This window comes from Pseudomonas sp. DrBHI1, from assembly GCF_002205115.1.
GTDB lineage: Bacteria > Pseudomonadota > Gammaproteobacteria > Pseudomonadales > Pseudomonadaceae > Aquipseudomonas > Aquipseudomonas mosselii.
Window position 1 is genome coordinate 113,059 of the sequence record NZ_NIBE01000061.1, and the last position, 9,436, is coordinate 122,494.

Annotated in this window: 12 protein-coding genes and 1 tRNA gene; all 13 read left to right on the top strand. The window is 62.7% G+C overall.

Annotated elements, in window-relative coordinates:
* The first annotated feature begins 19 nt into the window (after window positions 1-19).
* The 13 genes from ruvC to CC207_RS14125 all read left to right on the top strand — a co-directional run bounded on the left by ruvC (window position 20) and on the right by CC207_RS14125 (window position 9,428).
* Window positions 20-544 (top strand): crossover junction endodeoxyribonuclease RuvC, encoded by a 525-nt coding sequence (gene ruvC, locus CC207_RS14065; protein ID WP_028690587.1) that lies wholly within the window; start codon window positions 20-22, stop codon window positions 542-544.
* Between the two features lie 108 nt (window positions 545-652).
* The gene (ruvA, locus tag CC207_RS14070) at window positions 653-1,270 is read left to right on the top strand and encodes a Holliday junction branch migration protein RuvA (protein ID WP_062361237.1); all 618 of its coding nucleotides are present in this window, start codon (window positions 653-655) and stop codon (window positions 1,268-1,270) included.
* The gene (gene ruvB, locus CC207_RS14075; RefSeq protein WP_088852273.1) at window positions 1,267-2,313 is read left to right on the top strand and encodes a Holliday junction branch migration DNA helicase RuvB; all 1,047 of its coding nucleotides are present in this window, start codon (window positions 1,267-1,269) and stop codon (window positions 2,311-2,313) included. The genes ruvA and ruvB overlap by 4 nt, the downstream gene beginning before the upstream one ends.
* A gap of 125 nt (window positions 2,314-2,438) precedes the next feature.
* Window positions 2,439-2,891 (top strand): tol-pal system-associated acyl-CoA thioesterase, encoded by a 453-nt coding sequence (ybgC, locus tag CC207_RS14080; protein ID WP_062361235.1) that lies wholly within the window; start codon window positions 2,439-2,441, stop codon window positions 2,889-2,891.
* A gap of 2 nt (window positions 2,892-2,893) precedes the next feature.
* On the top strand, window positions 2,894-3,589 hold the full coding sequence (gene tolQ / locus CC207_RS14085; RefSeq protein ID WP_028690584.1) for a protein TolQ: 696 nt from the start codon (window positions 2,894-2,896) through the stop codon (window positions 3,587-3,589).
* Between the two features lie 14 nt (window positions 3,590-3,603).
* Window positions 3,604-4,056: a protein TolR gene (tolR, locus tag CC207_RS14090; RefSeq protein ID WP_011535155.1), complete on the top strand. Its 453-nt coding sequence runs from the start codon at window positions 3,604-3,606 to the stop codon at window positions 4,054-4,056.
* Window positions 4,056-5,132: a cell envelope integrity protein TolA gene (gene tolA, locus CC207_RS14095; RefSeq protein WP_036986087.1), complete on the top strand. Its 1,077-nt coding sequence runs from the start codon at window positions 4,056-4,058 to the stop codon at window positions 5,130-5,132. The genes tolR and tolA overlap by 1 nt, the downstream gene beginning before the upstream one ends.
* A 47-nt stretch (window positions 5,133-5,179) precedes the next feature.
* Window positions 5,180-6,430, top strand: a complete 1,251-nt coding sequence (gene tolB, locus CC207_RS14100; protein ID WP_051555667.1) for a Tol-Pal system beta propeller repeat protein TolB — start codon at window positions 5,180-5,182, stop codon at window positions 6,428-6,430.
* Between the two features lie 54 nt (window positions 6,431-6,484).
* A complete protein-coding gene (gene pal / locus CC207_RS14105) occupies window positions 6,485-6,982 on the top strand; it encodes a peptidoglycan-associated lipoprotein Pal (protein ID WP_028690581.1) in 498 nt (165 codons plus the stop codon).
* A 6-nt stretch (window positions 6,983-6,988) separates the two neighbouring features.
* Window positions 6,989-7,798 carry a tol-pal system protein YbgF gene (gene ybgF, locus CC207_RS14110; protein ID WP_028690580.1) on the top strand — a complete coding sequence of 270 codons (810 nt, stop codon included), beginning with the start codon at window positions 6,989-6,991 and terminating at the stop codon, window positions 7,796-7,798.
* Between the two features lie 160 nt (window positions 7,799-7,958).
* The gene (gene queE / locus CC207_RS14115) at window positions 7,959-8,606 is read left to right on the top strand and encodes a 7-carboxy-7-deazaguanine synthase QueE (RefSeq protein ID WP_028690579.1); all 648 of its coding nucleotides are present in this window, start codon (window positions 7,959-7,961) and stop codon (window positions 8,604-8,606) included.
* A 10-nt stretch (window positions 8,607-8,616) separates the two neighbouring features.
* Complete coding sequence (gene queC / locus CC207_RS14120; RefSeq protein ID WP_028690578.1) at window positions 8,617-9,291, top strand: 7-cyano-7-deazaguanine synthase QueC; 675 nt, start codon at window positions 8,617-8,619, stop codon at window positions 9,289-9,291.
* A 61-nt stretch (window positions 9,292-9,352) separates the two neighbouring features.
* Window positions 9,353-9,428, top strand: a tRNA-Lys gene (locus tag CC207_RS14125).
* Window positions 9,429-9,436: the final 8 nt, after the last annotated feature.

The window sequence follows — 9,436 nt, forward strand, 5'->3', positions numbered from 1 at the left end:
GCACATCTTTGTAGGCGTTATGACTCTCATTCTTGGTATCGACCCTGGCTCGCGCATCACCGGCTTCGGCGTGGTCCGCCAGACCGCCCGTGGCTGCGAGTACGTGGCGTCGGGTTGTATCCGCACCGGCGGCGGCGAGCTGCACGAGCGCCTGCAGATCGTCTTTCGCGGGGTGAGCGAGATCATCCGCGAGCATGGCCCGGTGACCATGGGCATCGAGCGCGTGTTCATGGCGCGCAACGCCGATTCGGCGCTCAAACTGGGCCAGGCCCGGGGCGCGGCCATCGTCGCTGCGGCCGAGGCCGGCCTGGAGATCGCCGAGTACACCGCAAGCCAGGTCAAGCAGGCCGTTGCCGGCACCGGCGGGGCCAATAAAGAGCAGGTGATGATGATGGTCATGCACCTGCTCAAGCTGACCCAGAAGCCGCAGATCGACGCCTCCGACGCCCTGGCCATCGCCCTGTGCCACGCCCATACCCGTTCCAGCCTGATTCCCCATGGGTTGGCGACAGCGCGGCGGCGTGGCGGGCGCTTGCGTCTGTAACCGCTTCATGCGCTGATACACATTTTGTCCGGGGGGCGCGCGCTCCCGGCGCATTTGCTGATAGGGTGGACCGGTTTTCGACCGGCGCCCGAGAGGAAGGAACGGAACGTGATTGGACGTTTGCGTGGCACCCTGGCGGAAAAACAGCCGCCGCACCTGATTATCGACGTCAACGGCGTGGGCTACGAGCTGGAAGTGCCGATGACTACCCTGTACCGCCTGCCCAAGGTCGGCGAGCCAGTGACCGTGCACACCCACCTGGTGGTGCGCGAAGATGCCCACCTGCTCTATGGTTTTGCCGAAAAGCGCGAGCGCGAGCTGTTCCGCGAGCTGATCCGTCTCAACGGCGTGGGGCCGAAGCTGGCGCTGGCGCTGATGTCCGGTCTGGAAGTGGACGAGCTGGTGCGCTGTGTGCAGGCCCAGGACGCCTCGGTCCTGGTGCGCGTGCCCGGCGTCGGCAAGAAAACCGCCGAGCGCCTGCTGGTCGAGCTCAAGGATCGCTTCAAGGCGTGGGAAACCTCCCCGGCGATGTTCACCTTGGTCTCCGACGGCCCGCTGCCGGTGGCCAGCGAGTCCTCGGCCGAGGCCGACGCGGTCAGCGCTCTGGTCTCCCTGGGCTACAAGCCACAGGAAGCGAGCAAGGCGATTGCCGCGATCAAGGACAAGGCTGGCCTTGGCAGCGAGGAACTGATCCGTCGCAGCCTTAAAGGGATGATTGCCAAGTGATCGAGACCGACCGCCTGATCGCCGCCAGTGGCCGCGACCGTGAAGAAGTCCAGGACCGCGCGATCCGCCCGCTGCGCCTGGACGAATACATCGGCCAGCCGGTGGTGCGCGAGCAGATGGCGCTGTTCATCCAGGCCGCGCGCGGGCGCAACGAATCCCTCGACCATACCCTGATCTTCGGCCCGCCAGGCCTGGGCAAGACCACCCTGGCCAACATCATCGCCCAGGAGATGGGCGTGTCGGTCAAGAGCACCTCGGGGCCGATTCTCGAACGCCCGGGTGACCTGGCGGCGATGCTGACCAACCTCGAACCCCATGACGTGCTGTTCATCGACGAGATCCACCGGTTGTCGCCGGTGGTCGAGGAAGTGCTCTACCCGGCAATGGAAGACTTCCAGCTGGACATCATGATCGGCGAAGGCCCCGCCGCGCGCTCGATCAAGCTCGACCTGCCGCCGTTCACCCTGGTCGGCGCCACCACCCGTGCCGGCATGCTGACCAACCCGCTGCGCGACCGTTTCGGCATCGTCCAGCGCCTGGAGTTCTACAGCAACAAGGACCTGGCCACCATCGTCAGCCGATCGGCCGGCATTCTCGGGCTGCCGATGGACGACAAGGGCGCCTTCGAGATCGCCCGCCGGGCGCGGGGGACGCCACGCATCGCCAATCGCCTGCTGCGGCGGGTGCGCGACTTTGCCGAAGTGCGTGGCAAGGGCGAAATCACCAAGGCGGTCGCGGACATGGCGCTGAACCTGCTGGATGTCGACGAACGTGGCTTTGATCATTCCGACCGCCGTCTGCTGCTGACCATGATCGAGAAGTTCGACGGCGGCCCGGTGGGGCTCGACAACATTGCCGCGGCGATCGGCGAGGAGCGTCACACCATCGAGGACGTGCTCGAGCCCTATCTCATCCAGCAGGGCTACATCATGCGTACTCCGCGAGGCCGCGTGGTGACCCGGCACGCCTACCTGCATTTCGGCCTGAACATCCCCGGGCGCTTCTGCGAAGGTGGTGAATATGCCGCCGAGGACGACATATGACAGATCAAATCGGGTTTTTCGTGGTCCTACCGCTGGCACGGCGCAGGCTCGCTGGCAATACGACATTATCGATGCAAAAACAGTTGCCGGGGCGGATTGGCAAGTTCAGGAGTAACCACTAGAGTATGCGCGCGCAAAATGGGCTGGAACCGTTCGCACACCGTTGTCGCGTCTATTACGAGGATACCGACGCCGGTGGCGTGGTGTATTACGTCAACTACCTCAAGTTCATGGAGCGCGCCCGCACCGAGCGGCTGCGGCACCTTGGGTTCTCCCAGGCCCAGCTGGCGCAGGACAACCTGTTGTTCGTGGTCCATTCCAGCGAGGCGCGCTATCACGCGCCGGCCCGCCTGGACGATGAGCTGCGGGTGACCGCGCAAGTGCTTGAATTGAATCGTGCCAGCCTGCGCTTCGTGCAGCAGGTGTGGCGAACACAGGATGAAGTGCTGCTCTGCGAGGGGCAGTTCCTGGTGGCCGCCGTGCGCGCCGACACTTTCAAACCCCGGGCCATTCCGCCAGAACTGCGCGACGCCTTCCTGGCGGACGGCACGGGTACTCAATCGAACGCAGGAGAATAAGCGTGGAAGCAAACGTCGTCGACCATACCTCCATGTGGAGCCTGGTCGCCAATGCCAGTATCGTGGTTCAGCTGGTGATGCTGACCCTCGTGGCAGCCTCGGTGACCTCTTGGATCATGATCTTCCAGCGCAGCACCATGCTGCGCGCCGGTCGTCGTGCACTGGACGCTTTCGAAGAGCGTTTCTGGTCAGGCATCGACCTGTCCAAGCTCTACCGTCAGGCGGGCAGCAACCCTGATCCGGACTCGGGTGTCGAGCAGGTGTTCCGCGCCGGCTTCAAGGAGTTCTCGCGCCTGCGCCAGCAGCCGGGTGTCGACCCGGACGCGGTCATGGAAGGTGTCGGTCGTGCCATGCGCGTAGCCATCTCCCGCGAGGAAGAGAAGCTTGAGCAGAGCCTGCCGTTCCTGGCCACCGTCGGTTCCACCAGCCCGTACATCGGCCTGTTCGGTACCGTATGGGGCATCATGAACTCGTTCCGCGGCCTGGCCAGCGCCCAGCAGGCTACTTTGGCCACCGTGGCACCCGGCATCGCCGAGGCGCTGGTTGCCACCGCGATCGGCCTGTTCGCCGCGATCCCCGCCGTTATCGCCTACAACCGTTTTGCCGCGCGCAGTGAAGTGCTGATTGGCCGCTACTACACCTTCGCCGATGAGTTCCAGGCGATCCTGCACCGCAAAGTACACACCAGCGAAGAGTGATCAGGTAGAAACCCATGGCCCGAGTTCGCCACAAACGCAAGCCGGTCGCCGAGATGAACGTGGTGCCCTACATCGACGTGATGCTGGTGCTGCTGGTCATCTTCATGGTGACCGCCCCCATGCTCAATCAGGGCGTGAAGGTGGACCTGCCCAAGGTTTCCAGCGAAGCCCTGCCGCAGGACAACAACGTCCAGGTCCTGACCATTTCGATCAAGGCCGACAAGACCTACTACTGGAACCTTGGCAGCGAAGTCGACACCGACAAGCAGATGGACAAGGCCATGACCTTGCCGGAAATGACTGGGGCGGTGACCAAGATCATCGCCGCCGGCCGTGATCAGGGCAAGCAGACCCAGGTCTTCATCCGTGGCGACAAGGCCGTCGACTACGGCGCGGTCATGGGCGCCATGGGCGGGTTGCAGAAGGCCGGTGTCGGTAACGTTGGCCTGATTACCGAGGCGCCCTGATGCAACAGCGAGAGCCATCCGCCTCGGAAAGCTACTTCTGGCCCAGTGTCTGGGCCATTGCGCTGCATGTGCTGGTGTTCGGCATGCTGTTCGTCAGCTTCGCCATGACGCCAGAGCTGCCGCCTGCCAAACCTATCGTCCAGGCCACGCTCTACCAGCTCAAGTCCAAGAGTCAGGCGACTACCCAGACCAATCAGAAGATTGCCGGGGAGGCGAAGAAGACCGCTTCGCGCCAGACCGAGGTCGAGCAGATGGAGCAGAAGAAGGTCGAGCAGGAGGCCGTGAAGGCCGCGGAACAAAAGAAAGCCGACGCCGCTCAAAAGGCCGAGGAGGCTCGCGAAGCCGCCGAGGCGAAGAAGGCTGAGGAGGCCGCCAAGGCCGCCGAGCAGAAGAAAGCCGCCGAGGCCAAGAAAGCCGAGGAAGCGAAGAAGGCCGCTGAAAAGCAACAGGCCGACATCGCCAAGAAGAAGGCTGAGGAAGAGGCCAAGAAGCAGGCCGAGGAAGAAGCCAAGAAACAAGCCGCGGAAGAGGCGAAGAAGAAAGCCGCCGAAGACGCGAAGAAAAAAGCAGCCGAGGACGCCAAGAAGAAAGCGGCGGCCGAGGAGGCGAAGAAGAAGGCAGCTGAAGAGGCCAAGAAAAAGGCCGCGGCAGACGCCCAGAAGAAAAAGGCACAGGAAGCGGCTCGCAAGGCGGCTGAAGACAAGAAGGCCCAGGCGCTCGCCGAGCTGTTGTCCGACACCACCGAGCGGCAGCAGGCGCTGGCCGACGAGCAGGGTGACCAGGTGGCCGGCGACTTCGACGACCTGATTCGCATGCGCGCGGCCGAAGGTTGGGCGCGTCCGCCATCTGCGCGCAAGGGCATGACGGTAGTTCTGCAGATCAACATGCTGCCGGACGGCACCATCACCAACGTGAGTGTGGCCAAGTCCAGCGGCGACGGCCCGTTCGACAGCTCGGCCGTGGCCGCGGTGAAGAACATTGGTCGGTTGACCGAGATGCAGGGCTTGAAGCCGAGCGATTTCAATCCGTATCGTTCATTCAAGATGACATTTACACCTGAGGATCTAGCGTTGTGATTAAACGTCTGAGAGGACTCCTGGTCTTGCTCTGCTGCGTGGCAGGCATGGCCATGGCAGAAGAAAAGAACATCCTGGTCACCAGTGGTAGCGACCGGGCAACTCCCATTGCGGTAGTGCCGTTCGGCGTGCAGGGCGGCAGCGTGCTGCCCGAGGACATGGCTGACATCATCAGCAACGACCTGCGCAACTCCGGTTACTACGGGCCGATTCCGCGGCAGAACATGATCAGCCTGCCTACCCAGGCCAGCGAAGTGATCTTCCGTGACTGGAAAGCCCTGGGCGCCCAGTACGTCATGGTCGGCAACATCGTGCCGGCAGGTGGTCGCCTGCAGGTGAGCTACGCGCTGTTCAACGTCGCCACCGAGCAGCAAGTGCTGACCGGCAGTGTTGCTGGCGGCGTCGACCAGCTGCGCGACATGGCTCACTACATCGCCGATCAGTCGTTCGAAAAGCTCACCGGGATCAAGGGTGCGTTCTCCACCCGCATGCTGTACGTGACCGCCGAGCGTTTCTCGACCAACAACACCCGTTACACCCTGCAGCGTTCGGACTACGACGGTGCCCGTGCAGTGACCCTGTTGCAGTCGCGTGAGCCGATCCTGTCGCCGCGTTTCGCGCCGGATGGCAAGCGTATCGCCTATGTCTCGTTCGAGCAGAAGCGCCCGCGCATCTTCATCCAGCACATCGACACCGGCCGCCGCGAGCAGATTACCAACTTCGAAGGCCTGAACGGCGCTCCAGCCTGGTCGCCTGACGGTACCCGCCTGGCGTTCGTGCTGTCGAAGGATGGCAACCCGGACATCTACGTGATGAACGTGGCCTCGCGCCAGATCACCCGCGTGACCGCAGGCCCGGGCATCAATACCGAGCCGTTCTGGGGCAAGGATGGCAACACCCTGTACTTCACCTCCGACCGTGGCGGCAAGCCGCAGATCTATAAACAGTCGATTGGTGGCGGTGGTGCCGAGCGCGTGACCTTCGTTGGCAACTACAACGCCAACCCGAAACTGTCGGCGGACGAGAAGACCCTGGTGATGATCCATCGCCAGCAGGGCTTCACCAACTTCAAGGTGGCCGCTCAGGACCTGCAACGCGGAAGTGTAAAGATTCTCTCCGAGACCAGTCTTGATGAGTCTCCCACTGTTGCGCCAAACGGCACCATGCTAATCTACGCCACCCGCCAGCAGGGCCGGGGAGTCTTGATGCTCGTGTCGCTTAACGGCCGTGTGAGGCTCCCACTTCCTACCGCTCAAGGCGAAGTCAGAGAACCGTCCTGGTCCCCTTACCTGAACTGATTGCGGCGTAACATTTTTTGCTTAACACACTGGGGTTTCATTAGGAGTTTCACGATGGAAATGCTGAAGTTTGGTAAATTCGCTGCGCTGGCTCTGGCCATGGCCGTAGCTGTAGGTTGCTCCTCGAAGGGCGGTGACAACGCTGGTGAAGGCGCTGTTGACCCGAACGCTGGCTACGGTGCCAACACTGGCGCTGTCGACGGCTCCCTGAGCGAAGAAGCCGCCCTGCGCGCAATCACCACCTTCTACTTCGAATACGACAGCTCGGATCTGAAGCCAGAAGCCATGCGCTCCCTGGACGTTCACGCCAAGGACCTGAAAGCCAACGGCAACCGCGTTGTTCTGGAAGGCAACACCGACGAGCGCGGCACCCGCGAGTACAACATGGCTCTGGGTGAGCGTCGTGCCAAGGCCGTTCAGCGCTACCTGGTTCTGCAGGGCGTTTCCCCTGCTCAACTGGAACTGGTTTCCTACGGCGAAGAGCGTCCAGTTGCCACCGGCAACGACGAGCAGTCCTGGGCTCAGAACCGTCGCGTAGAACTGCGTAAGTAAGTTCTTATGCGTATGTGCCGTCGTGCTGTAACCGTCCTCGCACTCAGCCTGCCCCTTTCGGCGTGGGCTGCGGTTCCCGTAGTAGATGACAACGCGGGTGGCTATCCACCTGCGGGTTATGGCACGAGCGGCGCCTATGCCGGAGCAGGGGCTTCGGCCCCTGCTTCTGCAAATGGCCAGCTGTTCATGCAGCTGCAGCAGATGCAGGACCAGATTTCCCGCCAGCAAGGCATCATCGAAGAGTTGCAGAACGATGTGTCGCGCATGAAGCAGGAAAACCTCGAGCGCTACCAGGATCTCGACCGCCGCATCAGCAGCGGTGCCGCGCCTGCCGCGACTCCAGACAATTCCTCCACCGGTGGCGCGAACAACGCAGCCACGGGTGCCGCCGCCGGCGCCAGCGCCGCGCAGCCACCGGCCGCCAGCAGCGAGCCGGGTGATCCGGCGAAAGAGAAGCTGTATTACGACGCCGCTTTCGACCTGATCAAGCAGAAGGACTTCGACAAGGCCAGCCAGGCCTTCAACGCCTTCTTGCGCAAGTACCCCAACAGCCAGTACGCCGGCAATGCCCAGTACTGGCTTGGCGAGGTCAACCTGGCCAAGGGCGACCTGCAAGGCGCCAGCCAGGCCTTCGCCGAAGTCGGCCAGAAGTATCCGAAACACAGCAAGGTGCCGGACTCGCTGTACAAGTTGGCCGATGTCGAGCGCCGCATGGGCCACACCGACAAGGTCAAGGGCATCCTGCAGCAGGTCATCACCCAGTACCCCGGCACTTCCGCCGCACAACTGGCCCAGCGCGACCTGCAGAAGCTCTGAGCGATCCGTTGATGAAGAAACCCGCGCCTGCCGCGGGTTTTTTCGTTAGAATCACGGCCCTTTTTTCGTAAACACGCTGCCGCGGATAACGCCATGTCGAGTCCGCGACAGTGCCTGACGGAGGCGGACAGCCTGTTCAGCTGTCACGCCCGTGGCGAACATGCAAGACACATTACGCATCACCGAAGTGTTTTACTCGTTGCAGGGTGAAACGCGAACGGCCGGGCTGCCCACGGTTTTCGTGCGCCTGACCGGTTGCCCCCTGCGCTGCCAGTACTGTGACAGTGCCTACGCCTTCAGTGGCGGCACTATTCGCACCCTCGATTCGATCCTCGAGCAGGTCGCCGGCTTCAGGCCGCGCTACGTCTGCGTGACCGGCGGCGAGCCGCTGGCCCAGCCCAACGCGTTGCCGTTGCTGCAGCGCCTGTGCGATGCCGGTTATGACGTGTCGTTGGAAACCAGCGGCGCCCTCGACATCAGTGGCGTCGACACCCGGGTCAGCCGTGTGGTTGACCTCAAGACCCCAGGCTCGGAAGAGTCCCATCGCAACCGCTACGAGAACATCGAGCTGCTGACCGGCAACGACCAGGTCAAGTTCGTCATCTGTTCCCGCGAGGATTACGATTGGGCGGTTTCCAAGCTGATTCAGTACAACCTGGCCGAGCGTGCCGGGGAGGTGCTGTTCTCGCCCAGCCATCATCAGGTGAGCGCTACCGACCTGGCCGACTGGATCGTCGCCGACAACTTGCCCGTGCGTTTCCAGCTGCAGCTGCATAAGTTGCTGTGGAACGACGAACCCGGACGTTGAGGAGAAAAACATGACTGACAAACGCGCGGTAATCCTGCTGTCCGGTGGCCTGGACTCGGCCACCGTGGTGGCCATGGCCAAGGCCGACGGCTACCAGTGCTACACCATGAGCTTCGACTACGGCCAGCGCCATCGCGCCGAGCTCAACGCCGCGGCGCGGGTTGCCCGCGACCTGGGCGTGGTCGAACACAAGGTGATCGGCCTGAACCTCGACGGCATCGGTGGCTCGGCCCTGACCGACAGCAGCATCGATGTGCCCGAGGCGCCGAGCGAGGGAATTCCGGTCACCTACGTGCCGGCTCGCAACACCGTGTTCCTGTCCCTGGCCCTGGGCTGGGCGGAGGTGCTCGAAGCCCGTGACATCTTCATTGGTGTCAACGCCGTGGACTATTCCGGTTATCCGGACTGCCGCCCGGAATTTGTCGAAGCCTTCGAGCGCATGGCCAACCTGGCCACCAAGGCCGGCGTGCAAGGGCAGGGCTTTTGCATCCAGGCACCGTTGCAGAACCTGAGCAAGGCGCAGATCGTCCAGGCGGGCATTGCCCGTGGCGTTGACTACAGCCTCACCGTTTCCTGCTACCAGGCCGACGACGACGGGCGTGCCTGTGGCAAGTGCGACAGCTGCCGCCTGCGGGCCGACGGCTTCAAGGCGGCCGGTGTAGAGGATCCCACCCGGTATTTTTGAAAAAAGTTGCGATGGGGTGTTGATTTCCTCTGAGAAATCAGTAATATACGCGCCATCCAACGGGTCGTTAGCTCAGTTGGTAGAGCAGTTGGCTTTTAACCAATTGGTCGTAGGTTCGAATCCTACACGACCCACCATATTCTCA

What these genes read in the sequence shown, in the direction of transcription:
- ruvC (WP_028690587.1), top strand. Translation starts at nt 20, where the DNA reads ATGACTCTCATTCTTGGTATCGACCCTGGCTCGCGCATCACCGGCTTC.
- tolB (WP_051555667.1), top strand. Translation starts at nt 5,180, where the DNA reads ATGGCCATGGCAGAAGAAAAGAACATCCTGGTCACCAGTGGTAGCGAC.
- queC (WP_028690578.1), top strand. Translation starts at nt 8,617, where the DNA reads ATGACTGACAAACGCGCGGTAATCCTGCTGTCCGGTGGCCTGGACTCG.
- tolA (WP_036986087.1), top strand. Translation starts at nt 4,056, where the DNA reads ATGCAACAGCGAGAGCCATCCGCCTCGGAAAGCTACTTCTGGCCCAGT.
- pal (WP_028690581.1), top strand. Translation starts at nt 6,485, where the DNA reads ATGGAAATGCTGAAGTTTGGTAAATTCGCTGCGCTGGCTCTGGCCATG.
- ybgC (WP_062361235.1), top strand. Translation starts at nt 2,439, where the DNA reads ATGCGCGCGCAAAATGGGCTGGAACCGTTCGCACACCGTTGTCGCGTC.
- ybgF (WP_028690580.1), top strand. Translation starts at nt 6,989, where the DNA reads ATGCGTATGTGCCGTCGTGCTGTAACCGTCCTCGCACTCAGCCTGCCC.
- tolR (WP_011535155.1), top strand. Translation starts at nt 3,604, where the DNA reads ATGGCCCGAGTTCGCCACAAACGCAAGCCGGTCGCCGAGATGAACGTG.
- queE (WP_028690579.1), top strand. Translation starts at nt 7,959, where the DNA reads ATGCAAGACACATTACGCATCACCGAAGTGTTTTACTCGTTGCAGGGT.